Here is a 26,644-nt window from a genome sequence, read left to right as displayed (position 1 = left end):
TTATCAGTCGGGGCTATTGGCCGAGGTTTCAAGGCCCAGCTGATCCCACAGTTCGTCCACCCGCTGACGAATCTCGTCAGTCATGGTAATGGGGGTGCCCCATTCCCGATCGGTCTCACCCGGCCATTTATTGGTAGCATCCAGCCCCATTTTCGATCCCAGTCCGGCGACCGGCGAGGCGAAGTCCAGGTAATCAATCGGTGTACTTTCAATCAGCGTGGTGTCCCTGGCCGGGTCCATCCGGGTGGTCATGGCCCAGATGACGTCCTTCCAGTCCCGGGCGTTCACATCGTCATCGGTGACGATCACGAACTTGGTGTACATGAACTGCCGCAGGAAGGACCATACCCCCATCATCACGCGCTTGGCATGGCCAGGGTATTGTTTCTTCATGGTTACTACCGCAAGGCGGTAGGAACACCCCTCGGGCGGCAAATAAAAATCCACGATTTCCGGAAACTGCTTTTGCAAGATGGGGATGAACACTTCGTTGAGCGCCACCCCAAGAATCGCTGGCTCATCGGGCGGACGCCCGGTGTAGGTGCTGTGGTAGATGGGGTCCTTGCGATGGGTAATCCGCTCCACCGTAAACACCGGGAACTGCTCGACTTCATTGTAGTAGCCGGTGTGGTCCCCGAACGGGCCTTCCGGCGCCATATCGTCCGGATAAATAAATCCTTCCAGCACGATCTCGGCGCTGGCCGGCACCTGCAGATCGCTCAGCTGGCAATCCACCAGCTCGGTCCTGCTGCCGCGCAGCAAACCCGCAAAGGCATACTCCGACAACGTATCTGGCACCGGGGTCACTGCGCCCAGTATGGTTGCCGGGTCAGCGCCCAGCGCGACAGCTACCGGGTAGGGTTCGCCCGGATGAGCCTTCTGAAACTCCTGGAAATCCAGCGCACCACCACGATGGCTCAGCCAGCGCATGATCAGGCGATTGCGCCCGATCACCTGCTGGCGATAGATCCCGAGATTCTGACGCTCTTTGTTGGGGCCACGAGTTATGACCAGCGGCCAGGTTACCAGCGGACCAGCATCTCCAGGCCAGCAGGTTTGCACCGGAATCTGGTACAAATCCACCCTGTCCTTTTCAATCACCACATCCTGACAAGGCGCCGATCGGAGCACCTTCGGGCTCATCCGCATGACCTGGCGGAACACCGGCAGCTTCTCGATGGCATCCTTGAACCCCTTGGGGGGATCGGGCTCCTTGAGAAACGCAAGCAATTTCCCAATATCCCGGAGCGCCGTGACATTGTCCTGCCCCATGCCCAGCGCTACCCGCCGGGGCGTGCCAAACAAGTTGGCCAGCACCGGCATGCCATACCCCTTCGGATTTTCGAACAGCAATGCGGGACCTTCTGCTCGCAAAACGCGGTCACAGATTTCCGTCATTTCCAGCTTGGGTTCAACCTCTGCCGAGATGCGTTTCAGTTCGCCCAGTTTTTCAAGCTGGTCAATAAAGTCTCGCAGGTCGCTGTATTTCATGAAGGGCTCCGAAAGGTTCGGGCATGTTTACGGGATAAAGGGCTAATCAGATGTTCAGACTCTCGTACCAAGTCAGAATGGGAAGGAGTACTTGCAGGAGTCTGGAAAAATAGCCGGGATGGTCTGCCCCGAACTGTGTCTTGCCAGGGATGGCAAGACCAAGCGTACAGGGACGTATCCACAGCGTGTTCGGGATAGGGCATCCCGGCGGGCCAGTCTCAGAGACCGGCGCGCCGTGGCTGACCGATATTCCGTTTTAACGACGCTTCATCGATTGGAAGAATTCGTCGTTGGTCTTGGTGTCTTTGAGCTTGTCCAACAGGAACTCGATGGCTGCTGTGTCATCCTCCATGGAGTGCAGCAGCTTGCGCAGAATCCATACGCGCTGAATGTCCGCCTCGCTCATCAACAGGTCTTCACGGCGCGTGCCGGAACTGCGGATATTCATGGCCGGGTAGGTCCGTTTCTCGGCAATCTTCCGGTCCAGGTGCACTTCCATATTGCCGGTACCCTTGAACTCTTCGTAAATCACTTCGTCCATCTTGGAGCCGGTGTTTACCAGCGCGGTTGCCAGAATGGTCAGGCTGCCGCCCTCTTCCACGTTACGGGCAGCACCAAAAAACCGCTTCGGCTTTTCCAGCGCGTGGGCATCCACACCACCGGTCAGTACCTTACCGGAGGACGGAATAACCGTGTTGTAGGCACGGGCCAGACGGGTAATGGAGTCCAGCAGGATCACTACGTCTTTTTTGTGTTCAACCAGACGTTTGGCCTTCTCGATCACCATCTCGGCGACCTGGACGTGACGGGCGGGCGGCTCATCGAAGGTGGAGGCAATCACTTCGCCGCGTACCGTACGCTGCATCTCGGTCACTTCCTCCGGACGCTCGTCGATCAGCAGAACCATCACATAGCATTCGGGGTTGTTGCGGGTAATAGACTGGGCAATACCCTGCATCAGCAATGTTTTACCTGCCTTGGGCGGCGACACGATCAGGCCACGCTGGCCTTTGCCAATCGGTGCCACCAGGTCGAGCACCCGCGACGACAAGTCTTCGGTACTGCCGTTACCGGCTTCCAGTATCAACCGTTCTTGGGGGAACAGGGGCGTCAGGTTTTCAAACAGAATCTTGTTGCGCGCGTTGTCTGGCTTGTCGAAGTTGATTTCGTTGACCTTCAACAACGCGAAGTAGCGCTCGCCATCCTTCGGAGGTCGGATTTTGCCAGCGATGGTGTCGCCTGTACGCAGGTTGAAACGACGAATCTGGCTCGGTGACACATAAATGTCGTCCGGCCCCGCCAGGTAGGATGCGTCAGCGGAGCGAAGGAAGCCAAAACCGTCCTGCAGAATTTCCAGTACCCCGTCCCCGTAGATGTCCTCGCCGCTCTTGGCATGCTTCTTCAGGATCGTAAAAATCACGTCCTGCTTGCGCGAACGAGCCAGGTTATCGAGGCCCATTTCTTGCGCGATTTCGAGCAATTCGGGCATGGATTTCTGCTTGAGTTCAGTAAGATTCATAATTTTGTTGGATTTTCAGGAATGGAAGTAAACGAATAATGGAATGACAGGGGTGCCCCTGATCAGTTTGGTCAAAGCTTATCGTCGTTGAACGTGATGCTGGCCAGATGAAGCAACCGGTTGTAAGTGGAATCCGGTGTATATGGGACTGGAGCCGGGAGTGGAAACAACCGTTTGCCGAGCAGGTTTGATATTCGGCCACTTGGGCCGCGCATGTCAAGTGCACTGTCCAAAATAACATCGATTTCATACTGCTGACACGGGCAGACTCCTCTTTCTCCAAACATTTTCCGTATCCATCCTACTTCCATTCACCGGAATTCACACCGATACTGTGTAAAAAACAACATTGATTGAATGTTCGGAGTGCCCACCATGAGTAGTGACATCACCAGCGAACTGATCCCTCTCAACGTCGCCCTTCTGACGGTGTCGGATTCCCGGGGGCCTGAGGAGGACACGTCCGGCCAGTTCCTGGAGGATCAGGTCATCGCAGCCGGGCACCGGCTGCTCGCCCGCAGGCTGCTGCCCGATGACGTGTATCTGGTACGAGCGTTGATTGCCAACTGGATTGCTGACCCGGTCATACACGCGGTAATTATCACCGGTGGCACCGGCTTCCACGAACGGGATTCCACCCCGGAAGCCGTGGCGCCGTTGCTGGACAAAACCATTGAAGGGTTTGGCGAGGAATTCCGCCGGCTGTCGGCTTCCGAAATTGCCTCATCGACGATTCAGTCCCGAGCCTTCGGTGGTCTGGCCAACCACACGGTCATCTTCTGCCTGCCCGGTTCCACCGGAGCCTGCCGGACCGGATGGGAGCACATCCTTAAATCCCAGTTGGACAGCCGACACGCCCCCTGCAACTTCTCAGGGCTGACCCTGAAAAAGCCGGAACGGGCATTTGACCGGCTCCAGGACATCATCGGGCAACAGGCTTCCCGCTAGCGCCGCTTTCAGAACAAAAACAAGGAGCTTCAACGCATGGCCGCACCCCAGTTGACACCGCTTGAAGAGGCCCTCAGTCACCTTCTGTCACAGGCAAAAGGCCTTGATACCAGGGAAACGGTAGAACTGCCCGATTCCCTGCACCGGATACTGGCGGAAGACCAGCATGTGCCGGCCGACGTTCCGCCGGCGGATAACAGTTCGGTGGATGGTTACGCGGTACGGTTCGAGGACGTTCACCCGGGTCGTGCAATACCTGTGTCCATCCGAATACCAGCCGGACACCCACCCGGAGAACTGGCACCGGGAACCGCCGCACGAATCTTTACCGGTTCTGAAATTCCTGCGGGTGCCAACGCCGTGGTGATGCAGGAACGCGTGGACGCTTCGGACGACGGCATCGTGATCCACACGGACGTCAGCGAAGGCCAGAACATCCGCCGCCGCGGCCAGGATCTCACCGAAGGCAGCATGGCCTTGCCACAAGGAACCCTGATTCGCCCCCAGGAAATGGGACTGCTGGCTTCCATGGGGTTCGCCCGGGTTCCTGTACAGCGCAGACTCAGGGTCGCCATACTCACTACCGGTGACGAACTGGTGGATCCCGGCAAACCGCTCGCTGCAGGGCAAATCTACAACACCAATCGCTACACTCTGCTGGGCCTTCTGGCCCAAGCCGGCTGCGAAGTTACCCTGTGTGAGTCTCTGGCCGACGATCGCACGGCAACCCGGGACACGCTGTTCCGCGCCGCTGACGCCTCCGATCTGGTCATCACCACGGGCGGCGTGTCGGTCGGGGAAGAGGATCACGTCAGGGTAGTTCTTGAAGAGTCGTCCACTCTGTCCCTCTGGCGCCTTGCCATCAAGCCTGGCAAACCGCTGGCCTTTGGCCACATGAATGACACACCGGTCATTGGCTTGCCCGGCAACCCGGCCTCGGTACTGGTCACGTTCCTGATGGTGGCCATGCCCTTTATCCGGAAATGCCAGGGACGCGCACGATTGACACCCTCAGGCGAAACCCTACCGGCGGACTTCTCGGTGGACGAACCCTCGATTCGGCGGGAGTTTATTCGCGCTCGCAAGGCCTGCTTGCCGGATCGATGCACACTGGAGGCCTACCCGAACCAGAACTCCGGCGTACTCAGCTCTGCCTGCTGGGCGGGCGGTCTGGCCGTGGTGCCCGAAAACACTCGGGTCAGCCCGGGAGATCTGCTAACGTATTATTCATTCGAAGAGCTTTTGGCCTGAACATGAGCAACGACAGCATTACCATCCGATTCTTTGCCCGTCTGCGAGAAGAACTCGGCACGGAACAACTGACGCTTCCGGCATCGCCAGGTCTGACGGCCGGTGACATCCTCGCGGATCTCGCCCTGCGCTCCGGCCCCTGGGCCCAGTTGGACGGGGACCAACCGATCATGATTGCGGTTAACCAGACCATGTCAAAAGCCACCACACCGGTGCAGGCTGGCGACGAAGTCGCGTTCTTCCCCCCGGTGACCGGAGGCTGAGATGATCTCGATCCAGACCAACGACTTTGACCCCGGTGCTGAATACGCCAGTCTCAGGGACAGCGGTTCGGGCACCGGCGCCATCGCCACGTTCACCGGCCTGGTTCGCGACCACGGCGACCAGCAAGGCGTGACAGGCCTCTATCTGGAACATTACCCCGGCATGACCGAACAGGTGATTGCAGGGCTGATTGACGAGGCGTCCAAACGATGGGACGTTCGCAAAACCCGGGTCATTCACCGTGTCGGACGGCTCAGCCTGAACGATCAGATTGTCTTCGTTGGGGTCTGCAGCGCACACCGAAGCGATGCGTTTGCGGCCTGCGAATACATCATGGATGCCCTGAAAACATCCGCGCCCTTCTGGAAGAAGGAACTCGCGGAATCCGGGGAGCACTGGGTGGAGCAGAAAGAAACCGATCTGGCCCGGACGAAAACCTGGAAGTAACAGAACAAAAAAACCGCCCGAGGGCATAGCCCAGGGGCGGTCTGAACCGTCTGATCCGTAATCAGAGGTTGCTGTCGAGGAAGGCCGCCAGCTGAGACTTGGACAGTGCGCCGACCTTGGTGGCGTCCACGTTGCCGTTCTTGAACAGCATCAGGGTCGGGATACCACGGATGTTGAACTTGGGCGGAGTCTGCTCGTTCTCGTCGATGTTGAGCTTGCAGATCTTCAGCTTACCCGCGTACTCGTCGGCGACCTCTTCCAGTACCGGAGCAATCATCTTGCACGGTCCGCACCACTCAGCCCAGTAGTCCACCAGAACCGGGACATCAGACTGGAGCACGTCCTGCTCAAAAGAAGCGTCGGTTACGTTTACGATATTTCCGCTCATTACAGTTTCCTGTTCAGGACACCCTGCATGCACAGCCTGCCTGCCGTGCTTCCCCGGGCATCATTGGTTTCACCGATAAAGCTGCTCTTATCTTGTACAGCTCATCACCGTATTGGATTGCCATACTTTACGCGATTGGTCTCGTGGATGTGAAGCCGTAGCTCCCCCTACCCGTTACTGACACACCTCAGGAATTTCGCTTATAGTTACCGCAACCCTCCGGACGAAAAGGACTTGGACCAACGTGACGTCGACATCCACCGCCGAAAACGTGAGACCGGCATCGTCCAACGACGTGCTGGCCGCCATCGACATGGGTTCCAACAGCTTTCACATGGTCGTTGCCCGCGTGGTTCACGGCGAAATTCGCACGCTGGAAAAAATGGGCGAAAAGGTCCAGCTTGGTGCCGGCCTGGACGACCAGAACCGCCTGACGCCAGAAGCTCAGGAGCGGGGACTCGCCTGCCTGAGCCGGTTCGCCCAACGACTCAAAGGCTTCCCTCCGGAGTCTGTCCAGGTTGTGGGTACCAACGCACTCCGGGTCGCCCGAAACACCGGCGAATTCATTGCCCGCGCCGAAGAGATTCTTGGCTACCCGGTCGAAATCATTGCAGGCCGCGAAGAGGCCCGGCTTATTTATCTCGGGGTGTCACACACCCTGGCAGACGATTCGGGTCGTCGCCTGGTCATCGACATCGGCGGGGGCAGCACAGAGTTCATTATCGGCAAACGCTTTGAACCTCAGCACCTGGAAAGCCTGCACATGGGCTGCGTGTCCTTTCGGAACAGGTACTTTCCGGATGGAAAAATTACTCGCAAGCAGATGGAAAAGGCCGTCACCCATGCCAAACAGGAATTGCTGAACATTAGCAAATCCTATCGTTCCACCGGCTGGAAAAGCGCAGTGGGGTCTTCCGGTTCCATAAAGGCCATCGCCAATGCCCTGGCGACGCTGAAGATATCCGATGGCACGATTACCCGTGCCGGTATGGAGGAGCTTCGACGCCGCCTGATCAATATGGGAAGAACCGACAGGCTAGGGGAAATCGGCATCCGGATTGATCGGCAAAGCATTTTTCCGGCCGGATTCGCGATATTGATGGGCGCGTTTGAATCCCTGGGTATAAATGACATGGCCTTTGCCGACGGTGCGCTGCGCGAGGGCCTGTTGTACGACATCCTTGGCCGGATCAAACACGAGGACGTACGCGAGCGGACCATTTCTGCGCTCCAGGAACGCTATCATGTGGACCAGGTCCACGCCGAAGCCGTCGAGGAAACCTGCATTTCAGCCTGGAATCAGGTGGCCAAAGCGTGGGGCATTCACACCAGCGCCGACGAAGATGTGCTTCGCTGGGCCTGCCGACTGCACGAGATAGGCCTGACCATTTCCCACAGTCAGTACCACAAGCACGGTGCCTACCTGTTACGCTACTCTGATTTGCCCGGTTTTACCCAACAGTTCCAACGGGATCTGTCTGTGCTTGTTCGGGGACACCGGCGCAAGTTCTCACCCGCTATCTTCGAAGACCTCGACAAGGATGATGAATACCGGCTCAGGCATCTGTGCATCCTGATCCGGCTGGCCAACATCATTCAGCACCCCCGGAACATGGAGCCACCTCCTGCCTGGACGCTGCACGCGCACCCCAACCGCCTGGTGCTGGTGTTCAAGAAAGGCTGGCTGGATGATCGGCCACTGACCCTGGCCGACCTGGAAAACGAGAAGGAATTCCTGGCCAGGCAAAACTTCACCCTGGAAATTGTGGACAGCTAGCGGCTCAGCCAGCCAGTTCCGCTTCCAGGGACTCCACGGTTTCGCTCACTGACATCCATTCGGTCTCGACGTCGTCGAGCCGCGCCTTAGCCGCCGCCTGCTGACCCAGGAGTTCTTTGAGCCGAACCTTGCCTTCTGCCAGGTAGAGCGACGGATCGGCCAGTTCGGTTTCAAGACGACTCAACTGCCCGTGCAGCTTTTCCATGTCCTTTTCCAGTGTGGACAGGCGCTTCCGGTACGGACTCAGTTTCTGCCTCAGTTCCGCCTGAGCCCGCTTCCGGGCCTTGCGGTCTTCCGCGCTCTCACCAATGGCCCCATCGCTCTGACCGCTATCGGCTGCAGCGGGTGCCCCGCCATTCCGGGAGCGAGGAGGCTCCGAATCCTCTTTCCGGCGTTCCGCCAACCACCGCTCGTAGTCTTCCAGATCGCCTTCATAGGGTTGCACCTGCCCCTCGTTCGCCAGCCAGAACTCATCCACGGTGTTGCGCAACAGGTGCCTGTCATGGGAGACCACCACAATGGCCCCATCAAAATTCTGCAACGCCAGGGTAAGCGCCTGACGCATTTCAAGATCCAGATGGTTAGTCGGCTCATCCAGCAGCAACAGATTCGGCCTCTGCCAGGCGATCACCGCCAGGGCCACCCGGGCCTTTTCGCCACCGGAGAAAGAGCGAATGGGAGCCAGCGCATCATCCCCATGAAAATCGAAACCGCCGAGAAAATTCCGGATGCTTTGCTCTGAAGCCCGGGGGCTGAGCCGCTGCAGATGCAGGAAGGGACTGGCATCCAGATCCAGAGACTCGAGCTGATGCTGGGCGAAATAACCGATTGCCAGATGTTCGCCGCAGACCCGGTCACCGGCCAGCAAGGTTCCCTCGCCCCGGAGCGCATCCATCAGAGTGGATTTACCGGCCCCGTTGGGCCCAAGCAAACCTATCCGACTGCCGGGTAACAGCGTCAGGTTGACGCCCTGGAGTATGGGTACGGATCCATGGCCGGCCTGGCCATTTCGAATGGTCAGCAAGGGGTTAGAGACCTTCTCGGCCACCGGAAATTCAAAGCTGAACGGTGAATCGATGTGGGCCGGCGCTATGCGCTCCATGCGTTCCAGGGCCTTAACCCGACTCTGCGCCTGCTTGGCCTTGGTGGCCTTGGCCTTGAACCGGTCGATAAAACGCTGAATTTCGGCAATGCGCGCCTGCTGACGCTCGTACCCCGCTTGCTGCTGGGCCAGCCGCTCGCTGCGCTGAGTCTCGAAAGCCGAATAGTTACCGGTATACAGTTCCAGCTCCTGCTGGTCGAAATGAACCACGTGGCTGGCCACCCGGTCCATGAAATCCCGGTCGTGGGAAATAAACAGCAGGGTGCCGCTGTACCGGCGCAGCCAGCTCTCCAGCCACAGACAGGCATCCAGGTCGAGGTGGTTGGTGGGCTCATCCAGCAACAGAAGGTCGGATGGTCGCATCAGGGCCTGGGCAAGGTTGAGCCGTATCCGCCAACCGCCCGAGAATGACGACACCGGGCGGTCTGCATCGGAATCGGCGAAACCAAGCCCCCTCAGCAGTGCTTCTGCGCGGCGCGGTGCCGACCAGGCCTCGTGCACGTCCAGTTCGCCATGAATGCGGGCCTGGGCATGATCATCCCCGCGCGCCTCGGCGTCCGCCAACTGGGCCTCCAGCCGCCGCAGCTCGAAATCGCCATCAAGCACATAATCCCGGGCACTGCGCTCGGAAGCCTCGACTTCCTGAGCCATGTGGGCAATGCGGCAGCCCCCGGGCAGGCTCACCTGGCCCTGCTCCGGCGCCAACTGGCCCAGAAGCAACTGAAACAGACTGGACTTACCGGCACCGTTGGCTCCGACAATAGCCACCCGCTGGCCGGGCTGAACGGTGAGGCCGGCTGACTGTAGCAACCATACGCCACCGCGTTGTAAACTGAGATCGGTTATCGTTAGCATCGGTCCATTTTATCAACGTAACGGTGTCAGGAAAGGCTCTGAGTCATGCCGATTCGGTCTGAAAATCATGACCCCGCAGAGGAAATACCTCTGACACTGCCCAATCAATTGGAACCCGATAACCCTCTCTGGCGTTTTGCTATTGGTTTCTGGAAACAACCAGGCGTTAAGGAAAGCTGCCTGGCGTTACAGGAACAAGGCTGGAGTGTTACGAGAATCCTCTGTGCCGGATGGCTGGCCCTTAATGGCCATCGCTATTCGGGCGACGAGGATGATACGCTAAAAGTGTGGCGAAAGCGTGTCACCACAGCATTACGCAGTGCCAGACAGGCTTTACCGAAACATCACGAGGCATGTCAGTCATTTAGACCAGGCGTGGCCAGTCTTGAACTGGAGGCTGAACGCATAGAACTGGCACTGGCATGGCATTCCCTGATGAAGAACAACTCTGAAACGTGCGACATGCACGGACGTGACGGACTGATTCAGAGGAATCTTGAGGCTGCGGCTCCGGTAACGGGATTGTCCCGGTGCATTACACCCTATTTGAACTCATTGGCCAGGACGCTGGCCAACTTCCCCAAGGGAGAACCCTTGCCATGATAACGAAGTGGCTGCTGCGACTCTCGTTCCCGGCGCTCGGGCTGCTGATGCTGTTGATCTTTTTCGGCCTTGAAGCCCCAGAGCAGGTCACCGAGCCCGTCGCAGAAGAAAAGCAGACCGACATTCCGGCTTTTGAGGGCCTGGTTCCCACCCCCGTGTCCATCGATGGGCCGGACATCATCTTCAAGTGGCGCGATAACAACGGCCACTGGCACTTTGCCGACCAGCCGCCAGAGAACGATCCATGGAACAGCCTGGCCATTGAACGGGTCAGTGACAGTGGCACTGCCGCTGCGCCGGAAACGGACTGGCAGGCCCCCTACCACGCTCCTTTCGCCATGAGCCCAACTCCGGGAAGTAACGGCAGCTGAGAGAAAGGGTCCACTTTCTTAACACATGTTCAGTGGCATCCACAGCCATAACCCGTTACCTTCTGCGTTCCGAATACACGATCCGGGGGCAGGAGCCCCTGCAACATGGTGAAAGGTGAAGTGATGAAAAAAACAATGCTAGCGCTGGCAGTGGCAGGTCTGGTTGCCGGTTGTTCAGCCCCCCAGGAAACACCCGAAGACCCGAAGCTGGATTCCACCAATGAAAAAGTCAGCTACGGCATGGGTCTGGTGCTCGGCGAGCGCATGAAGAACGACCTTCCCGACCTGCAGATGGATCAGTTTCTCCAAGGCATCCAGCATGGCCATGCAGGTGACGAGGAAACCCAGCGCATGACCCGCGAGGAAATCCAGGAAGCCCTGATGACCTACCAACAGGATCTTCAGGAGCAACAGGTCAAGCAGATGGAAGAGTTGGCCCAGAAGAATAAGAAAGCGGGCGAAGCTTTCCTGGCTGAGAACAGCGCCCGCGAAGAGGTGACCACGACCGAATCCGGCCTGCAGTACGAGGTGCTGGCAGAAGGTGACGGCGACAAGCCGGCCGCTACCGACACCGTTCAGGTTCATTACACCGGCGAACTGCTCTCCGGCGAGGTATTTGATAGCTCACGCGAGCGCGGCGAGCCGGTAACCTTCGCCCTGAACCAGGTGATTCCGGGCTGGACAGAAGGTCTTCAGCTGATGAGTGAAGGCGCTCGCTACAAGCTCTTCATCCCGGCTGAACTGGCGTACGGCCCTGGCGGCAACAGGGCTATCGGCCCGAACGAAACCCTGGTGTTTGACGTTGAACTGCTCGACGTTAACCCGGGCGCCGACGAAGAAAGCGAAGCTGACAGCGAATAAGCTGCCGGCATCAAAAAAGCCTCAGCCCGGTTTCCGGTGCTGAGGCTTTTTTGTGACTGTTGGAAGCCTGATCAGATCAGACCGGGGCTTCTTTGCCAGCGTGTACGTTGTGCAAGTGTTCGATCAGGAAATCCTCCACTTCGAACCGACTCTCCAGAGCCTCGCCCAGTTTGGACAGGTCGTCAAACATGGACTTCACACCTTCGTCCGTTGCCTCGCAACCGTCGAGCTTGTCATTGAAGTTCAACGCAACTTCTGTGGTTTCCTCAAGGCGGGGATAGACCTTCGCTGCCAGTTCGATGCCGCCATCATTGAACTCCTTCGCTTCTTCGATCAGCTGCTCATAGATCTCGAAATGACCGGCCGATACGTAGTCAACCAGAACCTCGCACAGGCGGACCAGCTTGTGGCGCAGGATCTCCGGCTCGACGCCTTCGCTCTCGCCTGACAGCTCGCAATACAGAACCAGTAATTCCTGACGTTCCTTGAGCCAGCGATCAATCAATTCACTGACGCCACCCCAACGTTCCCTGGCATTCCGGCAGTTTTCCAACATGACCCCTGGTCTCCATTCGCCCGGCCAGCGTTCTGAACTGACCCAATTATTCTTGGTTAATTTTCAAATTACTCCAAGGCGAGGGCCCTCGCAACCTTATTCACAGAGCCCTGCGCTCCTGTCCCGATCCGCGTAAAAGCAGCACCAAACCGACAACTATCAATACGCAGAAAAAGACAGCTGTCCAGCCGGGAATACTCAGGCCGAGAAAGCGCCAGACTACCTCAGCGCAGTCTCCCGTGCCACGTATCGCCGTTGACAACACTTCGAAGAACGGCAATACCTCCAGCATGTAATCCACGGACGGGCCACACGCCGGGACCTGATCCGCCGGCAGGCTTTGTAACCACAGCTGCCGGCCCGCCAGCGCCAGGCCCACGCCCGACATAACAGCCAGCATGAAACCGTATATACGAACGCCCAGGCCAGAAGGACCATGCAACAAGCCGAGCAAAGCAACCAGCCCGGCGCCGATGAAACCAAACCGCTGCAACCAGCACAGCGGACAGGGCTCCAAACCCATCACGTACTCCATGTAGAAGGCCACACCCAGCAGCGCGGCACACACCAGACATACCAAGCCAAACACGGTCCTGCTCGTCAAAACACATCCTCAAGCCAGTGAATTTAAACTGCATCGTCGCACCGGGCTGTTGTGCTCCGGCCATCCAAATGCGCGACATGCCGTCGCCACTAAACCCTAAACCATGACCAACATCAAGGCTATGACACAGCAACTGACCTCGTTCCTGCCCCTGATGGCGCTTACGCTCTTTCTGCTCCGGCTGCGCCACGAACGGGTGAGGTTGTTTGGTGAACAGGACCGGGACCGGGCAACCAACCTCCATCAAGGGTCAGCAGGCGTTGCGTGACAAGGCAAAAAAGCCGGATCCATCGGGTATACGAAGAGCAGCAGACCGGCGAATCCGTCACCGGGGTTCTGTTAACTTGAGTTTGTGGTGCAGAGATAGCGCAGGATGCGCTGGAGAGGGTCAGGCGATGCAGGAGAAAAAGTCGTCGTCCTGGTTCTTTTGCTGGCTAACCGCCTCGGAAGCATCGTCCCAGCCAGCTTCCCAGGCGGCAATGACCACGTCACCACGGTAGGGACAACGGCTTTTGTCCATACCCATGGACGCCGCCATATAACCCTGTCGATAGGCCTTATTCAGCGCTTCTACGTCCCAGCCGAGCTTGATATCCCTGGCCATGCCACCACTCTCCTTGTTCGGTCGTGACGTAAAAACTAACAGTCGGTTCCATCCCCCACAAACCTGCACTGTGAATTTGTGATACAGGTCCATGGGAGTTGGAATGGAGTTCTGATTAAGTCTGAACGTAGCGCTCCAGGAACTGGTCAAAGGGCTCGTTATCCTCTTCTTCCATCTGCCGCTGTTCGGCCAAAGAAGCCTCGGACATCGCCTGAAATTCCGACAGAACCTCTGCATCGAGTCCTTCCTGTCGCAGCGAGTCCTGATGCTGACGGGACATGGCCAGTGCCCACTCCCGGTGTCCCATACGCTGACTATCCATGGCAGCCAGCACTTGGGCGGAAGGCACTCCGGAGAGATCGGGCGCCTCCAGCTTGCGGCGCTGGTCTGCTAGCGCAGACCGGTAAGTCGTGCCGTCGCCCCAGCCATCAAGCAACTCTGCCAACGGCTCGAGTTGGTCCAGCAGTTCGTTGGCCGTATTCATCATCGATTCCCGCGAACCACCGCTACACAGTTTCAGTTCCGGATCGCGCCCTCGGGCAACCACATCCTTGTAGTTGTCATCCAGCCGTTCGCACTCGTCGTCGCCGATACGTGGACTGTCTTCCAGCAGGCAATCCAGCAGGAACAGGTCCATAAAATCGATCTGACTGGCATTCACGCCCACCGGTGAGAACGGATCCAGGTCGAGACAGCGAACCTCGATGTATTCCACACCCCGCGCATCCAGAGCCTGAATGGGCTTTTCGCCGCGCTCGGTGGTGCGCTTTGGCCGGACCGCACTGTAGTATTCGTTCTCAATTTGCAGCACGCTGGTATTGATCTGAATGAAGTCGTCACCACGACGGTTGCCAATGGTTTCGTACTCCGGCCAGGGCGTATGAATCGCCCGGTGCAGTGTTTTGGTGTAGGTGCCCAGTTCGTTGAAACAGATGTTCAGGGACGACTGGGCGTTGTTGTGATACCCAAGATCCCCCATCCGCAACGAAGTCGCCTGCTCACCAAACCAGGATTGATCATCAAACCGTGAAAGATTGTGACTGACATTCGCCACAAAGCTCGCATCCAGGGCCGGCGAGGCCCCGAACAGCAACATCAGCAACCAGCTGCGACGACGGAAATTCCGTACCAGCCAGAAATACTGATCCGACTTGAAGTCCTTCAGCTTCTGCTGATTCCCCAGCGCTGCCTGCCAGGTACGCCAGAACTCGTCCGGGAGGGACAGGTTGTAATGTGCACCGGCGATGCTCTGCATCATGCGGCCATAGCGAACCGCCAGCCCCTGCCGATAAACATGCTTCAGGCGACCGATGTTGGAGGTACCGTATTCCGCGATGGGGATACTGGGGTCGCCATCCAGCGCGCTGGGCATGCTCGCAGCCCAGAACACCTCGTCACCCAGATTCTGCTGCACAAACTGGTGGATCTGCCGGAGCGACGTCAGCAGGTCGCTGGTCGTGCGACAAACCGGGGTAATCAATTCCAGCAAGGCTTCCGAGTAGTCGGTGGTAATCCGGGGATGGGTCAACGCGGAACCCAGGGCTTTCGGATGAGGCGTTTGCGCAATAAAGCCGTTGCGGTCTACCCGCAGACCTTCTTTTTCCACCCCTTTCAGAAAACCATGCCAGTCACTTTCGGCAAACTGGCGCAAAACAGAAAAGCGGGATCCAGCCATCGTGAACTCCTGCTGCCGCCGGCACGCTCAATGAAGCGGTGCCAGCTGGTGAAAAGAGAATGGGGTTAGCGACCACCTTTGCGAGCAGAGGCCATGGCCTGCGCAAGAGCCCCGGCCATCGCTCCCTGCGGTTTCTGCGCGGGCGACGACTGGCGCGCTCCGCGACCGCCGGCTTTTTGTTCGCTGCGAGAGGAACGGTTGGCTGGCGCATCTTTCTTTTCGCCAGGCTGATCGTCCATCCGCATCGACAGGGCAATACGCTTGCGGGGGATGTCCACAACCATCACCTTGACCTTGACGATGTCACCCGCTTTGACGACGTCTCGCGGATCGTTGACGAAAGTATGGGACAGGGCGGAGATGTGCACCAGTCCGTCCTGATGGACGCCAATGTCTACAAACGCGCCGAAGTTAGTCACGTTGGTGACCGAGCCTTCCAGGATCATGCCTGGCTTGAGGTCGCTGAGGGTTTCCACCCCTTCCTCGAAGCTGGCAAACCGGAACTCCGGACGCGGATCCCGCCCAGGTTTCTCCAGCTCGGTGAAAATGTCCTTGATGGTCGGAAGGCCAAACTGCTCAGTCACGTAATCCTGCGGATTCAGGCCGCGCAGGAAGGCGGCGTCGCCAATGATGTCCTCAACCTTGCGGTTGTTCTTGGCGGCAATGTCCTCCACCACGACGTAAGCTTCCGGGTGCACCGAAGAACGATCCAGAGGATTCTCGCCACCGTGGATACGCAGGAAGCCGGCCGCCTGCTCAAACGTGCGATCGCCAAGGCGTGACACTTTCAGCAACTGCTTGCGGCTGTTGAACAGACCGTTCTGGTTCCGGAAATCCACAATGTTCTGGGCAATGCTCTGGTTCAGGCCAGACACCCGTGAGAGCAGAGGAACCGACGCGGTGTTCAGGTCCACACCCACACCGTTTACACAGTCCTCGACCACCGCATCCAGGCTTCGGGACAGCTGAACCTGGGATACATCATGCTGGTACTGGCCCACCCCGATGGACTTGGGTTCGATCTTCACCAGCTCCGCCAGCGGGTCCTGCAGACGACGACCAATAGACACGGCGCCACGGATGGTGACGTCGAGATCCGGCAGTTCACGGGCGGCAAATTCGGACGCGGAATAGATGGACGCACCAGACTCGTTGACCACAATGCGAGCCAGCTTGAGTTCCGGGTAACGTTTGCACAGATCGCCCACCAGTTTCTCGGTTTCGCGGGAAGCTGTGCCGTTACCGATCGCGACCAGCTCTATCTTGTGTTCACGACACAGGGCAGCCAGCTGCTCAATGGAACGATCCCACTGGTTCTTTGGCGCGTGTGGGAAGATCGCACCATGGCCGGCCACCTTGCCGGTGCCGTCGATCACCGCCACTTTGACTCCGGTACGCAGGCCAGGATCCAGACCCAGCGTCGGGCGCGGCCCCGCCGGTGCCAGCAACAGGAGGTCTTTCAGGTTGGCGGCAAACACGTTGATGGCCTCGTTTTCGGCGGTTTCCCGCACCTGCCCCATCAGATCGGTTTCGATCTGCGTGGACAGTTTTACACGCCAGGTCCAGCGCACCACTTCAGACAACCACTTGTCAGCGGCGCGGCCGGCGTCACGGATGTTCCAGTGGGCGGCAATACGCTGCTCAGCCGGGTGGGGCTGACGGCGATCATTGCTTTCCTCCTCCATCACGATGGCATAGGTCAGGATGCCCTCATTGCGACCCCGCAGGATCGCCAGCGCCCGGTGGGAAGGCACCTTCTTGAGAGGCTCAACGTGATCAAAGTAATCCCGGAATTTCGCCCCTTCGTTCTCTTTGCCTTCAACTACGGTGACCTTCAACTGGCCACCATTCCAGATAAAGTCACGGAGGCTGCCGAGCAGTTCGGCGTCTTCGGCAAACCGCTCCATCAGGATGTAACGGGCCCCATCCAGCGCGGCTTTGGTGTCGTCGATACCGGCATCGGCATTGAGATAACCCTGAGCGGTGGCTTCAGGCTCCAGGGTGGGATCGTCAAAGAGAGCGTCCGCTAACGGCTCCAGCCCAGCCTCACGGGCAATCTGCGCCTTGGTACGACGCTTTGGCTTGTACGGCAGATACAGGTCTTCCAGACGGTTCTTGGTGTCTGCCTCGTTGATGCTGGCTCGAAGCTCGTCGGTAAGCTTGCCCTGCTCGTCAATGCTGCTGAGGATGGCGGCCCGGCGATCTTCCAGTTCGCGCAGGTAACGAAGCCGCTCTTCCAGAGTCCGCAGTTGGGTGTCGTCCAGTGAACCGGTAACTTCCTTACGGTAACGGGCAATAAACGGAACCGTTGCGCCCTCGTCGAGCATCCCGATGGTGGCGTTGACCTGCTGTTCGCGTACGCCCAGTTCTTCGGCAATACGGCTGGAAATACTGTTCATGCAACCTCTGTTCACTTGGCTCGGTAAAAAACGGAAAGGGGGAAAGGTACAGCGGCCAAGGGCATCAGGCAAGCGGCCCTTGAGGAGGACGAACCAGGGACCGCAGTATCATCCACAAGGTACTGACGCCTCCGCTCGTGTAAAATCACCAGACGTTATTCATTCTTCCTTGCAAGGCCAGACCCTAACCCTGTGAACAGACTCAATCCCAGACAAAGTGAGGCGGTACGCTACGCCAACGGCCCGCTCCTGGTGCTGGCAGGTGCCGGCAGTGGCAAGACCAGCGTCATCACTCGCAAGATTGCCTACCTGATTGAGGAAGTCGGCATCCCCGGCCGCCACATCGCCGCCGTTACTTTTACCAACAAGGCCGCCCGGGAAATGAAAGAACGGGTGACCCGCATTGTCGACCGGACCATGGCCCGGGGGCTGATTGTCTCGACCTTCCACAACCTTGGCCTGAACATGATCCGGGAGGAGCACGAGCACCTGGGCTACAGCCCCGGTTTCTCCATCTTTGACGCCGAAGACGCCAAGGCCCTGCTTCAGGACCTGATGTTCAGCGAAGGCAGCGCCGAGGCCGGCGACGAAGTGGGCGACGTCCAGATGACCATTTCTTCCTGGAAGAATGCCCTTCGAACCCCCGCTGAAGCCCTGAGCAAGGCCGCCGACGAACGGGAACAGCGCATTGCCCTCGTCTACGGCAAGTACAACGAATACCTGAAAGCCTACAACGCGGTGGATTTTGACGATCTGATCCTGCTGCCGGTGCAGCTGTTCCAATCCAATTCCGAGGTGCTGACCAAGTGGCGGAAGAAAATTCGCTACATGCTGGTGGACGAGTATCAGGACACCAATGTGTGTCAGTACGAACTGGTCAAACTGCTGGTCGCCGAGCGGGCCGCCTTTACCGTTGTTGGCGATGATGACCAGTCCATCTACGCCTGGCGTGGTGCGCGTCCGGAAAACCTGGTTCAGTTGAAGGAAGACTTCCCCAGCCTGAGGATCGTCAAGCTGGAGCAGAACTACCGCTCCACCGGCCGGATCCTGCGCAGTGCCAACACGGTCATTGCCAACAACCCGCACGTGTTCGAAAAGACCCTGTGGAGTGACCACACCATTGGTGACGAACTGCGGGTGATCCGGTGCCGCAATGAAGATGCGGAAAACGAGCGTGTTGCCGCCGAGATTCTGGACAAAAAACTCAAGCAGGGCCTGGAATTCCGGGACTTCGCAGTGCTGTACCGGGGCAACCACCAGGCCCGCTTGCTGGAAATGAAACTGCAGGCCTACCAGATTCCCTACCGGCTTTCCGGCGGCCAGTCATTTTTCTCCAAAAACGAGATCAAGGACGCCATGTCCTACCTGCGCCTGCTGATCAATCCGGACGACGACGCCGCCTTCCTGCGGGTTGTCAATGTGCCACGGCGCGAGATTGGACCCAAAACCCTGGAGCAGCTGGCCACCTACGCACGCACTCGTAATGTCAGCCTGTTCCGCTCCCTGCACGACATGGGTGCCGAAGCCCACGTGGCGGAAAAGGGGCTGGACCGGTTGCGGCGTTTTGCCCACTGGGTCGATGCCACCTGCGAACGCCTGCACAACGAAGATCCGATTCCGGTCATCAAGCAGCTGTTCACTGACATTGAATACGAAGAATGGCTGCACCAGCACTCCGGCACCCCCAAGCAGGCGGAGCGCCGTATGGAAAACATCTGGTATCTGGTGGATTCCATTCAGCGCATGCTGGACGACGGCAAGGGCACCGCGGACGAAATCGGCATCGAGGACGCCATCACCAAGCTGATCCTGCGGGACATGATGGAACAGCGGGAAGAGGAAGACGACAGTGACAAGGTCCAGCTACTGACCCTGCACGCCTCAAAGGGTCTGGAATTTCCCCATGTGTTCATCATGGGACTGGAAGAAGAGATCCTGCCCCATCGAAGCAGCATTGAAGAGGGCAACATCGAGGAAGAGCGCCGCCTGATGTACGTCGGCATCACCCGCGCCCGGGAGACCCTGGCCATGACCTATGCGGCATCACGCAAGCAATACGGGGAGAAAATCGAAACCATCCCGAGCCGCTTCCTGGATGAACTGCCCGAAGAAGATGTGATCTGGGAAGGCAAAGGCGACCTGGACGCGGAGGCGAATCAGAAGAAGGGCAAAGCCACCCTCAGTGCCCTGCTCGGCGACCTGGGCGACTAGCCGCGCTCCGGCAGGCAACAAAAAACCCCGCGGTGCGGGGCTTTTTCTGCTTTTAGCCGGTGAGCTTATTTGCTCTCCGCCACAATGTGCTCGACCGCAGCAGCAATCTCTTCATCCGGGCAGTTAGCGCAGCCGCCTTTGGCCGGCATGGCGTTAAAGCCATTGATGGCGTGCTCGATCAGGGTGTCGACGCCCTTCTCAATACGGGGGGCCCAGGCACCCGCGTCGCCGATCTTGGGCGCGCCGGCAGCACCGGTGGTGTGACAGGCCATACAAACCGCATCGTAAACTTCGGAACCGGAACGCGGGCCAGAGCTGGCAGCCTGGGTCGGCGCTGCCGCTTCACCACACTCCTCGCCCTGGAGACAGACTTCTCCGACCGGCTCGATGCGTGAACGAATCTCATCTTCAACACTTGCCATCACAGCACCGGCAGTAAAACCGAAGCCAAGCAGCATGACAGCCAGGACTCTCTTCATCTTCACAATGCACCTCGCATTAGCGCGTTATAATCGTCAGTGGTCGCATTATAGCGACTGAACCCTGGCAAAAAAACCAAGTGGCTGAATCAAGGTAAAATCCTTCCATAAATTCATTGCCATTTATTCAGCCTGAAAGCACCCGAGCGCCTGTCACGCTACCATACCCCCTGACGACCAACCCCCTTTTCCGGAGCCACTATGATGCAACCCAACGCCCCCTCACCTCACCCACTTCGCAAGGCCCTGTTGATTGCTGAGTTCGGTGCGCTGGCGATACTCCTCGGCTCCATGGCCTGGTTTTCCAGCCACACGGCGGACGGAGGGACGCTGCAGGCGGGCTGGCTGCTGATCCCCGCACTGGCGAGTCTGGTGGTTTTCCTGAGCTTTATCGGGCTGATGTACCTGCGCTGGGTGGCAGCGGCGGATGCCAGCAGTCGCGTTAAACACAAGATTATTTTTGGCCTGCTGGCTGCGACCCTGATGGGGGTCTGGCTGTACGGAATCACAAACACCTGGCTGAGCATCCAGGCTGGATGAGCAAAATGATCGCGAAAGGATCTAGCGCAATGGTACTGGCGACGCTGTTTGCGCCGACCCTATCGAGCGCACAGGAATTGAGCAATAGCAATCCATCCGGCGAACTGAGCATGCAGGACTGCGCCCTGATCGAAAACGGTGTTCAGCGGTTGGCCTGCTACGACCAACTTCAGGATCCGAAAGCAGCTCGTGAATCTGTACCTCCAGAGCGACTGGAAGACGTTCAGCAGGAGGCTGCCGAGGCCATCCCTTCACCGAAAACGGATTCAGCTGATCCGGCGACGGCCTCGGACGAAGGAGTAATGGATGACGTTCTGGATCGGTATCTGGCCGCCGAAAAAGCCATATTTTCCTTTTCCGGCAGTTTCGTCGGTTACCGCCCGACCTACATCCTGCCGATCAGTTACGTGATTGATCCCAATCCGGCTCCCGCCAGCCCGACGCTGGGAACCACTCGGTACGACTACGACCTGGAAAAGGAAGAGGCCAAGTACCAGATCAGTTTCAAGGTTCCCCTGCTGACCGGGCTGATGCATGAGCGCACGACGCTCTGGTTTGGCTACACCCAGAAGTCTTTCTGGCAAGTCTACAACCGGGATTCGTCGGCACCCTTCCGCGAAACGAATTACGAGCCGGAGGTTTTCGTCCGGTACCAGGCCGACTGGAAGCTTGGCAAAGGTAACCTGAACGCCATGACCCTTGGTTTCAATCACCAGTCCAACGGCCAGTCAGAGCCCCGGTCCCGCAGCTGGAACCGCTTGATGGGCTCTGCCGGATACAGCTACGGTCGCTGGCTGTTCCTGGTACAGCCCTGGTACCGGATTCCGGAAGACAGGGATTCCGATGACAACCCGGACATCGAGCGGTATCTGGGCCACGCCAATTACATCACCGTGTACAAGCTCACCGAAGACCGAACGTTGTCGATGCGGTTGATGAACAATCTCCGCTCGGAGAACAACAAGACCTCGGTCGAGCTTGGCTACAGCTTCCCCATGGGCGACACCGTGCGATGCTTTATCCAGTATTACAACGGTTACGGGGAAAGCCTGATCGACTACAACCAGCGAATCCAGCGATTTGGCATCGGCGTGATGCTGAACGACTGGCTGTAATCTTCAGGGAAAGACAGTAATGGATCGCCCGCTCGGCCAGCGTATATATGGACCGAACGGGCTGGCAGGAATCGCCTTAGTGGTTAAGGCGATCCATCTCGGCGAGCAGTTCTTCAGTTTTTGCTTCCATCAACGCTTTGTCGCCCCGCGCTTCCACGTTCAGCCGGACCACCGGCTCGGTGTTGGACATGCGCAGGTTAAAGCGCCAGTCATCGAATTCGATGCTCACGCCATCCACCTTGCTCACGCTACCACCCTGTTCGCTGTACTTGGCTTCAATGGCCGAAATAACCGCTTTTGGGTCAGCGATGGTGCGGTTGATTTCACCACTGGCGGGATAAGCCTCAATTCGGGCGTCGATCAGGGAAGACAGTGACTGGCCGGACTGGCACAGACGCTCGGCCACCAGCAGCCAGGGAATCATGCCGCTGTCGCAGTAGGCAAAATCCCGGAAGTAATGGTGGGCGCTCATTTCGCCACCATACACGGCGTCTTCGTCCCGCATCCGCTGTTTGATGAAGGCGTGGCCGGTTTTGCTTTCCACCGGCGTGCCACCCGCCGCTTTGACGAGGTCCAGGGTATTCCAGGTCAGGCGCGGATCGTGGATGACGGCGCCACCGCCAGTCTTGCGGAGGAACTGGTCTGCCAGCAGACCAACAATGTAATAGCCTTCGATAAAGCGACCGTTTTCGTCAAAAAAGAAACAACGGTCGTAATCACCATCCCAGGCAATACCCATGGCCGCTTTTTCCGCCACGACCGCCTCCGCGGTGGCGGACCGGTTTTCCGGGAGAATCGGGTTGGGGACCCCATTCGGGAAGTTGCCATCGGCCTCGTGGTGAACTTTCACGAACGTGAACGGCAAATGCTGTTCGAGCTGGTCAATCACCAGGCCTGCGCCACCGTTACCGGCATTACACACGATGCTCAGAGGTTTCAGGGAGCTGGTATCGATGTACCCCAGAAGATGCTGCACGTAGTCGTCCATGGCATCGATCGTGTCGTAGCGACCCTTCTGCGGCGCGTCGGTAAAGGGTTCCAGAACCCGGTCACGAATGTCGTTCAGGCCATTGTCGGAACTGATCGGGCGGGATTCCGGCCCCACCATTTTCATCCCGTTGTGGTTTTTCGGGTTGTGACTGGCGGTGACCATAATGCCGCCGTCCATACCGTAGTGGCTGGTCGCGAAGTACACCTGCTCTGTGCCGCACAGACCGATATCGAACACATCGGCACCGGCCGCCATCAGGCCGTCACTCAAGGCCTTGGCAATGTCCGGGCTGGACAGCCGGATGTCGTAACCGACGATGACTTTTTTCGCCCCGGTGACTTCCACGTAGGCGCGCCCGATACGCTCGGCCAGGTCCGGGTTCAGTTGTTCGGGTACCTGGCCACGCAGGTCATAGGCTTTAAAGCAGGACAAATCCATTATCAATCTTACTCCGCAGGTGCTGACTGTAGCTGTATGTAGTTCTGTATGCCCATCTGGGCAATCAGCTCGAGTTGGGTTTCGAGCCAATCAATGTGTTCTTCCTCGCTGTCGAGGATGCTCCGGAATAATTGCCGGCTGCCGTAATCCTGAACCTGCTCGCAATAGGCAATGGCTTCTTTCAGCTCAGCCACCGCAGCCACCTCAAGTTTCAGGTCACAGGAGATCATTTCCTCAACGTTTTCACCAATCAACAGTTTGTTCAGGTCCTGGAGATTGGGCAAGCCTTCCAGAAAGAGGATCCGCTCGATCAGTTGATCGGCATGCTTCATTTCATCAATGGATTCCTCGTATTCCTTGTCCGCCAGCTTGGTGATGCCCCAGTCCTTGTACATGCGGGAATGGAGGAAATACTGGTTGATCGCGGTCAGTTCGTTGGCGAGGACTTTATTAAGATACTGCACAACCTTCTTGTCGCCTTTCATCGTCGGGGCTCCTTCTCAGGTTTGTGTACCGTCAGCAAAGGATAGCCGGTTCCGGGTCAATAAAAAATTGCAGACGGGAAAGAAGTGCAGACAGGAATCAGTTAAAGCAAAGCCGGCAGGCCTGCCGGCTTTGTTGGCTGAGGGACATCGGTGATCAGGCGGCAGGCTGAGCCAGCATATCGGCCAGTGCGACGTAATCGGGAGTGGTGCATTCATCGAGAATGTCCCGCGCCATGCGGGCACAACGGCCACACTGGCGCGCCACGCCAAGCTCCATACCCAGCTCACGCATGGAGGTTACGCCGTTCTCGGCAGCTTCACGGATGGCCCGGTCGGTGACGCCCTGGCAGAGGCAAACGTACATACTCACTCCCACTGACAAAAATATCGTTAGTGATAATTATTGTCATTTGCATCCCGAAGTGCAAGGCCCTGGCGTTTCGAATTGTTATCAGGCCGCCAGTTCCCGGGTCAGGTTCCGATGACCGTCCTCGGTGACGACCACGTTATCCTCAATCCGAATGCCGCCACAACCCCGAAGCTCCTCAATCACCGGACGGTTGAAGTGATCAGCCAACGGGCCTTCCAGGACCGGATCCAGCAGGGACGGGATGATGTACAGGCCCGGTTCGATGGTTACCACCATGCCTGGCTCCAGGGTGCGGGTCAGGCGCAGGAACGGCGCATCGTCCGGAGACGGCGTGCGTTTGCCGGCCACATCATGAACCTGCACACCCAGGAAATGCCCGATGCCGTGGGGGAAGAAGGCACGGGTAACGCCTTCGGACACCAGGGTTTGCTCGTCCAGTCCCTGCACGATGCCCGCGGCAATCAGCAGTGCGGCAATGCCTTCGTGTGTCTTGCGGTGAATGTCCACATACGCCACGCCCGGCGCCACCATCTCGCACAAACGCTTCTGCAGTTGATCCAGCCCATGAATCAGTGCCGCAAAACGGTTTTCGCCCGGCGCGGCGGTGGTACGGGTAATGTCCGAACTGTAGCCACGGAAGCGCACGCCGGCATCGATCAGCAGGCTGCGCGAGTTTGTGGGGGCATCCACGTCGTAGTACTGGTAGTGCAGGGTTCCGGCGTGCTCATTCAGGCCAATGATGCTGTGGTACGGGGACTCCGCCTCACGCTGGCCGGTGGCCTGCTGGTACGCGAGGCTGATGCCAAACTCACTTTCGCCCGCCAGAAATGCATCCCGGGCCGCACGATGCCCTTTGACCGCCAACGCATTGGCCCGGGCCAGACAGGCAATCTCATACGGTGTTTTGCGGACGCGGGTCTCTTCAACGGCCTCCAGCAGGGCAGACGGGTTGTGTTCGCCGGCTACATCGCCCAGATAGGCGGGGTCACCGATGACTGCCATCTTGCCCGCCTCATCAATAGCCGGTATCTCTCGCTGGGGGATAAACCGGATATCCACGAGCTGGTGCCAGGGCTCTTCCGGGAATTCCGGGTTGGCGTGCCAGAAGTCCACCGGCTGGAACAACCAGAGCACCGGTTTTTGATCCGGGCGAATCAGCAACCAGCTGAATTCCTGATCCACCAGCCCTGTCCAGTGCACGAAGGGGCCATAGCCGTGGAACACCCAGCCCTGATCGTCCGCGTAACGCATTGGGGCGGCGCCGGAGCTGATCAGCAGGCTGTCGTAGCCCTGTTCGGCCAGGGCCTCTTCGTATCGGTGCTGAAGAGTCCGGATGTGGTCGACCTGGAGGGCCAGTAATTCAGAATCAGACATGGTGTTGCTCTTCCAGTGTTTTCCAAAGCGTTAATAGATCTTGTGAGCGCGGCTCTCGCAGGCGAATCAGGCAGATATCCACGGGGATGTCCCAGTGTTCCTCTCCTGCCCGGACCAGGCGGCCAAACTGCTCACTTTTTTCCGTCATACGTTGCGGCAGCCAGCCCATGCCAAACCCCTGCTTGACCAGTGCCTTGATGCTCGCTGAATGAGGACTCTCATTGAGTGGCAACAGGTTCGCCGACACCTTGCTCTGACCCAGGTGGGTTTCAATGGCCGAGTAGAGAAAGCCGCGGGGATGATGGGCGATTAATGGCACCGGCTGCTCTGGACTGCCCGGTAACGCAAAACGGGGGTTACCCTGTTCGTCGGCCACGCTGACCGGGACCAACAATTCCTCGCCGAGCGTCAGCCACTCGTAGCGTTCGGGCGACAACCGCTCCCGCCAGGGCAAATACCGGTGCCAGTAGCACAGCACCAGCTCGCACTCGCCATCGTCCAGTGCATCCAGGAACTGCTCACCCAGCCAGTTGGTAGACTTCAGGTTCAGTTGCAGGCCGTCCTCCACCCCGGACGCAGCCAGCCACTCCTGGTAGAAGTGGGAAAACAGGCTCTGGGTGGACCCCACGCTGATCCGGGATTCGGCTGCTTCTTCAAGGGCCTGGATCCGCTCGCGGGTCTCGCGAACGTCACGGGTCGCCCGCTCGCAAAACTCGAAGAACACTTCCCCTGCCGGCGTCAGCGTGAGAGGCAGGGTCTGACGGTCAATGAGCGTCGTCCCCATGGCCTCTTCCAGCAGTTTGATGCGTCGACTGAACGTCGGTTGGCTCACGTGCTGCAATTCAGCCGCACGTGAAAAATGGCGGGCCCGGGCCAGTGCCATAAAATCTTCAAGCCAACGTAAATCCATCATGCCACCAGAAGCT

The 26,644-nt window shown here is 58.3% G+C and carries 27 protein-coding genes; 12 read left to right on the top strand and 15 right to left on the bottom strand.

Annotated features, from left to right (window positions below; translation table 11 throughout):
* Positions 1-3 precede the first annotated feature (3 nt).
* Positions 4-1,491, bottom strand: coding sequence for a 4-hydroxy-3-polyprenylbenzoate decarboxylase (ubiD, locus tag K8I84_RS16225; RefSeq protein ID WP_223795815.1), 1,488 nt, complete (start codon positions 1,489-1,491; stop codon positions 4-6).
* 256 nt (positions 1,492-1,747) lie between these two features.
* A complete protein-coding gene (gene rho / locus K8I84_RS16220; RefSeq protein ID WP_223795814.1) occupies positions 1,748-3,010 on the bottom strand; it encodes a transcription termination factor Rho in 1,263 nt (420 codons plus the stop codon).
* 375 nt (positions 3,011-3,385) lie between these two features.
* On the opposite strand from rho, the gene moaB reads away from it, so the two are divergent.
* The 4 genes from moaB to K8I84_RS16200 are packed head-to-tail and all read left to right on the top strand — an operon-like array spanning position 3,386 to position 5,920.
* A complete protein-coding gene (gene moaB / locus K8I84_RS16215) occupies positions 3,386-3,958 on the top strand; it encodes a molybdenum cofactor biosynthesis protein B (RefSeq protein WP_223795813.1) in 573 nt (190 codons plus the stop codon).
* A gap of 36 nt (positions 3,959-3,994) precedes the next feature.
* Positions 3,995-5,209: a gephyrin-like molybdotransferase Glp gene (gene glp, locus K8I84_RS16210; protein WP_223795812.1), complete on the top strand. Its 1,215-nt coding sequence runs from the start codon at positions 3,995-3,997 to the stop codon at positions 5,207-5,209.
* 2 nt (positions 5,210-5,211) lie between these two features.
* Positions 5,212-5,472, top strand: coding sequence for a molybdopterin converting factor subunit 1 (gene moaD / locus K8I84_RS16205; RefSeq protein WP_223795811.1), 261 nt, complete (start codon positions 5,212-5,214; stop codon positions 5,470-5,472).
* Position 5,473: 1 nt separating this feature from the next.
* Entirely contained in the window at positions 5,474-5,920 is a 447-nt protein-coding gene (locus K8I84_RS16200; protein ID WP_223795810.1) for a molybdenum cofactor biosynthesis protein MoaE, read from the top strand.
* Between the two features lie 61 nt (positions 5,921-5,981).
* On the opposite strand, the gene trxA is transcribed toward K8I84_RS16200, so the two are convergent.
* A complete protein-coding gene (gene trxA, locus K8I84_RS16195; RefSeq protein ID WP_223795809.1) occupies positions 5,982-6,308 on the bottom strand; it encodes a thioredoxin TrxA in 327 nt (108 codons plus the stop codon).
* A gap of 244 nt (positions 6,309-6,552) precedes the next feature.
* Here trxA and ppx point away from each other — a divergent pair, with 244 nt between their 5' ends.
* Positions 6,553-8,085: an exopolyphosphatase gene (gene ppx, locus K8I84_RS16190; RefSeq protein WP_223795808.1), complete on the top strand. Its 1,533-nt coding sequence runs from the start codon at positions 6,553-6,555 to the stop codon at positions 8,083-8,085.
* 4 nt (positions 8,086-8,089) lie between these two features.
* Here ppx and abc-f read toward each other — a convergent pair whose 3' ends face one another.
* Positions 8,090-10,042, bottom strand: a complete 1,953-nt coding sequence (gene abc-f, locus K8I84_RS16185) for a ribosomal protection-like ABC-F family protein (RefSeq protein ID WP_223795807.1) — start codon at positions 10,040-10,042, stop codon at positions 8,090-8,092.
* Positions 10,043-10,087: 45 nt separating this feature from the next.
* Here abc-f and K8I84_RS16180 point away from each other — a divergent pair, with 45 nt between their 5' ends.
* The 3 genes from K8I84_RS16180 (at position 10,088) to K8I84_RS16170 (ending at position 11,877) form a co-directional block, all read left to right on the top strand.
* Complete coding sequence (locus K8I84_RS16180) at positions 10,088-10,645, top strand: TIGR02444 family protein (RefSeq protein ID WP_223795806.1); 558 nt, start codon at positions 10,088-10,090, stop codon at positions 10,643-10,645.
* The gene (locus tag K8I84_RS16175) at positions 10,642-11,016 is read left to right on the top strand and encodes a DUF4124 domain-containing protein (RefSeq protein ID WP_223795805.1); all 375 of its coding nucleotides are present in this window, start codon (positions 10,642-10,644) and stop codon (positions 11,014-11,016) included. Before K8I84_RS16180 ends, K8I84_RS16175 begins: the two co-directional genes overlap by 4 nt.
* A gap of 123 nt (positions 11,017-11,139) precedes the next feature.
* Positions 11,140-11,877: an FKBP-type peptidyl-prolyl cis-trans isomerase gene (locus K8I84_RS16170; protein WP_223795933.1), complete on the top strand. Its 738-nt coding sequence runs from the start codon at positions 11,140-11,142 to the stop codon at positions 11,875-11,877.
* A gap of 76 nt (positions 11,878-11,953) precedes the next feature.
* Here the strand turns inward: K8I84_RS16170 and rsd are convergent, their stop codons facing one another.
* Positions 11,954-12,433 (bottom strand): sigma D regulator, encoded by a 480-nt coding sequence (rsd, locus tag K8I84_RS16165; protein WP_223795804.1) that lies wholly within the window; start codon positions 12,431-12,433, stop codon positions 11,954-11,956.
* A gap of 100 nt (positions 12,434-12,533) precedes the next feature.
* Complete coding sequence (locus K8I84_RS16160) at positions 12,534-13,037, bottom strand: disulfide bond formation protein B (RefSeq protein WP_223795803.1); 504 nt, start codon at positions 13,035-13,037, stop codon at positions 12,534-12,536.
* A gap of 121 nt (positions 13,038-13,158) precedes the next feature.
* On the opposite strand from K8I84_RS16160, the gene K8I84_RS16155 reads away from it, so the two are divergent.
* Complete coding sequence (locus K8I84_RS16155) at positions 13,159-13,305, top strand: hypothetical protein (protein ID WP_223795802.1); 147 nt, start codon at positions 13,159-13,161, stop codon at positions 13,303-13,305.
* Positions 13,306-13,425: 120 nt separating this feature from the next.
* Here the strand turns inward: K8I84_RS16155 and rmf are convergent, their stop codons facing one another.
* The 3 genes from rmf to K8I84_RS16140 all read right to left on the bottom strand — a co-directional run bounded on the left by rmf (position 13,426) and on the right by K8I84_RS16140 (position 17,715).
* Positions 13,426-13,641: a ribosome modulation factor gene (gene rmf / locus K8I84_RS16150; RefSeq protein WP_223795801.1), complete on the bottom strand. Its 216-nt coding sequence runs from the start codon at positions 13,639-13,641 to the stop codon at positions 13,426-13,428.
* 115 nt (positions 13,642-13,756) lie between these two features.
* Positions 13,757-15,316, bottom strand: a complete 1,560-nt coding sequence (gene gshA / locus K8I84_RS16145; RefSeq protein ID WP_223795800.1) for a glutamate--cysteine ligase — start codon at positions 15,314-15,316, stop codon at positions 13,757-13,759.
* Between the two features lie 65 nt (positions 15,317-15,381).
* Positions 15,382-17,715: a Tex family protein gene (locus K8I84_RS16140; protein ID WP_223795799.1), complete on the bottom strand. Its 2,334-nt coding sequence runs from the start codon at positions 17,713-17,715 to the stop codon at positions 15,382-15,384.
* Between the two features lie 192 nt (positions 17,716-17,907).
* Here K8I84_RS16140 and rep point away from each other — a divergent pair, with 192 nt between their 5' ends.
* Positions 17,908-19,926 (top strand): DNA helicase Rep, encoded by a 2,019-nt coding sequence (gene rep, locus K8I84_RS16135; RefSeq protein WP_223795798.1) that lies wholly within the window; start codon positions 17,908-17,910, stop codon positions 19,924-19,926.
* 65 nt (positions 19,927-19,991) lie between these two features.
* On the opposite strand, the gene K8I84_RS16130 is transcribed toward rep, so the two are convergent.
* Positions 19,992-20,405 carry a c-type cytochrome gene (locus K8I84_RS16130; protein ID WP_223795797.1) on the bottom strand — a complete coding sequence of 138 codons (414 nt, stop codon included), beginning with the start codon at positions 20,403-20,405 and terminating at the stop codon, positions 19,992-19,994.
* Between the two features lie 201 nt (positions 20,406-20,606).
* Here K8I84_RS16130 and K8I84_RS16125 point away from each other — a divergent pair, with 201 nt between their 5' ends.
* Positions 20,607-20,945 (top strand): hypothetical protein, encoded by a 339-nt coding sequence (locus tag K8I84_RS16125; RefSeq protein ID WP_223795796.1) that lies wholly within the window; start codon positions 20,607-20,609, stop codon positions 20,943-20,945.
* A 29-nt stretch (positions 20,946-20,974) separates the two neighbouring features.
* Entirely contained in the window at positions 20,975-22,060 is a 1,086-nt protein-coding gene (locus tag K8I84_RS16120) for a phospholipase A (RefSeq protein ID WP_223795795.1), read from the top strand.
* Between the two features lie 76 nt (positions 22,061-22,136).
* On the opposite strand, the gene K8I84_RS16115 is transcribed toward K8I84_RS16120, so the two are convergent.
* The 5 genes from K8I84_RS16115 to K8I84_RS16095 all read right to left on the bottom strand — a co-directional run bounded on the left by K8I84_RS16115 (position 22,137) and on the right by K8I84_RS16095 (position 26,628).
* Entirely contained in the window at positions 22,137-23,489 is a 1,353-nt protein-coding gene (locus K8I84_RS16115) for a phosphomannomutase (RefSeq protein ID WP_263283196.1), read from the bottom strand.
* A gap of 8 nt (positions 23,490-23,497) precedes the next feature.
* A complete protein-coding gene (gene bfr, locus K8I84_RS16110) occupies positions 23,498-23,974 on the bottom strand; it encodes a bacterioferritin (protein WP_223795794.1) in 477 nt (158 codons plus the stop codon).
* 154 nt (positions 23,975-24,128) lie between these two features.
* Positions 24,129-24,338, bottom strand: coding sequence for a bacterioferritin-associated ferredoxin (locus tag K8I84_RS16105; RefSeq protein WP_223795793.1), 210 nt, complete (start codon positions 24,336-24,338; stop codon positions 24,129-24,131).
* A gap of 87 nt (positions 24,339-24,425) precedes the next feature.
* The gene (gene pepQ, locus K8I84_RS16100; protein ID WP_223795792.1) at positions 24,426-25,718 is read right to left on the bottom strand and encodes a Xaa-Pro dipeptidase; all 1,293 of its coding nucleotides are present in this window, start codon (positions 25,716-25,718) and stop codon (positions 24,426-24,428) included.
* Positions 25,711-26,628 (bottom strand): LysR family transcriptional regulator, encoded by a 918-nt coding sequence (locus tag K8I84_RS16095; protein ID WP_223795791.1) that lies wholly within the window; start codon positions 26,626-26,628, stop codon positions 25,711-25,713. The genes pepQ and K8I84_RS16095 overlap by 8 nt, the downstream gene beginning before the upstream one ends.
* Positions 26,629-26,644: the final 16 nt, after the last annotated feature.

It is taken from the genome of Marinobacter sp. F4216, from assembly GCF_019931195.1.
GTDB classification, from domain to species: Bacteria; Pseudomonadota; Gammaproteobacteria; order Pseudomonadales; family Oleiphilaceae; genus Marinobacter; species Marinobacter suaedae.
The sequence above is the reverse complement of the archived record's forward strand: the minus strand, read 5'-3'. Positions and strand labels throughout refer to the sequence as shown.

Coding starts and splice junctions, on each gene's coding strand:
- ubiD (WP_223795815.1), bottom strand. CDS start 1,491: ATGAAATACAGCGACCTGCGAGACTTTATTGACCAGCTTGAAAAACTG.
- rho (WP_223795814.1), bottom strand. CDS start 3,010: ATGAATCTTACTGAACTCAAGCAGAAATCCATGCCCGAATTGCTCGAA.
- moaB (WP_223795813.1), top strand. CDS start 3,386: ATGAGTAGTGACATCACCAGCGAACTGATCCCTCTCAACGTCGCCCTT.
- glp (WP_223795812.1), top strand. CDS start 3,995: ATGGCCGCACCCCAGTTGACACCGCTTGAAGAGGCCCTCAGTCACCTT.
- moaD (WP_223795811.1), top strand. CDS start 5,212: ATGAGCAACGACAGCATTACCATCCGATTCTTTGCCCGTCTGCGAGAA.
- K8I84_RS16200 (WP_223795810.1), top strand. CDS start 5,474: ATGATCTCGATCCAGACCAACGACTTTGACCCCGGTGCTGAATACGCC.
- trxA (WP_223795809.1), bottom strand. CDS start 6,308: ATGAGCGGAAATATCGTAAACGTAACCGACGCTTCTTTTGAGCAGGAC.
- abc-f (WP_223795807.1), bottom strand. CDS start 10,042: ATGCTAACGATAACCGATCTCAGTTTACAACGCGGTGGCGTATGGTTG.
- K8I84_RS16180 (WP_223795806.1), top strand. CDS start 10,088: ATGCCGATTCGGTCTGAAAATCATGACCCCGCAGAGGAAATACCTCTG.
- K8I84_RS16175 (WP_223795805.1), top strand. CDS start 10,642: ATGATAACGAAGTGGCTGCTGCGACTCTCGTTCCCGGCGCTCGGGCTG.
- K8I84_RS16170 (WP_223795933.1), top strand. CDS start 11,140: ATGAAAAAAACAATGCTAGCGCTGGCAGTGGCAGGTCTGGTTGCCGGT.
- rsd (WP_223795804.1), bottom strand. CDS start 12,433: ATGTTGGAAAACTGCCGGAATGCCAGGGAACGTTGGGGTGGCGTCAGT.
- K8I84_RS16155 (WP_223795802.1), top strand. CDS start 13,159: ATGACACAGCAACTGACCTCGTTCCTGCCCCTGATGGCGCTTACGCTC.
- rmf (WP_223795801.1), bottom strand. CDS start 13,641: ATGGCCAGGGATATCAAGCTCGGCTGGGACGTAGAAGCGCTGAATAAG.
- gshA (WP_223795800.1), bottom strand. CDS start 15,316: ATGGCTGGATCCCGCTTTTCTGTTTTGCGCCAGTTTGCCGAAAGTGAC.
- K8I84_RS16140 (WP_223795799.1), bottom strand. CDS start 17,715: ATGAACAGTATTTCCAGCCGTATTGCCGAAGAACTGGGCGTACGCGAA.
- K8I84_RS16130 (WP_223795797.1), bottom strand. CDS start 20,405: ATGAAGAGAGTCCTGGCTGTCATGCTGCTTGGCTTCGGTTTTACTGCC.
- K8I84_RS16125 (WP_223795796.1), top strand. CDS start 20,607: ATGATGCAACCCAACGCCCCCTCACCTCACCCACTTCGCAAGGCCCTG.
- K8I84_RS16120 (WP_223795795.1), top strand. CDS start 20,975: ATGGTACTGGCGACGCTGTTTGCGCCGACCCTATCGAGCGCACAGGAA.
- K8I84_RS16115 (WP_263283196.1), bottom strand. CDS start 23,489: ATGGATTTGTCCTGCTTTAAAGCCTATGACCTGCGTGGCCAGGTACCC.
- bfr (WP_223795794.1), bottom strand. CDS start 23,974: ATGAAAGGCGACAAGAAGGTTGTGCAGTATCTTAATAAAGTCCTCGCC.
- K8I84_RS16105 (WP_223795793.1), bottom strand. CDS start 24,338: ATGTACGTTTGCCTCTGCCAGGGCGTCACCGACCGGGCCATCCGTGAA.
- pepQ (WP_223795792.1), bottom strand. CDS start 25,718: ATGTCTGATTCTGAATTACTGGCCCTCCAGGTCGACCACATCCGGACT.
- K8I84_RS16095 (WP_223795791.1), bottom strand. CDS start 26,628: ATGGATTTACGTTGGCTTGAAGATTTTATGGCACTGGCCCGGGCCCGC.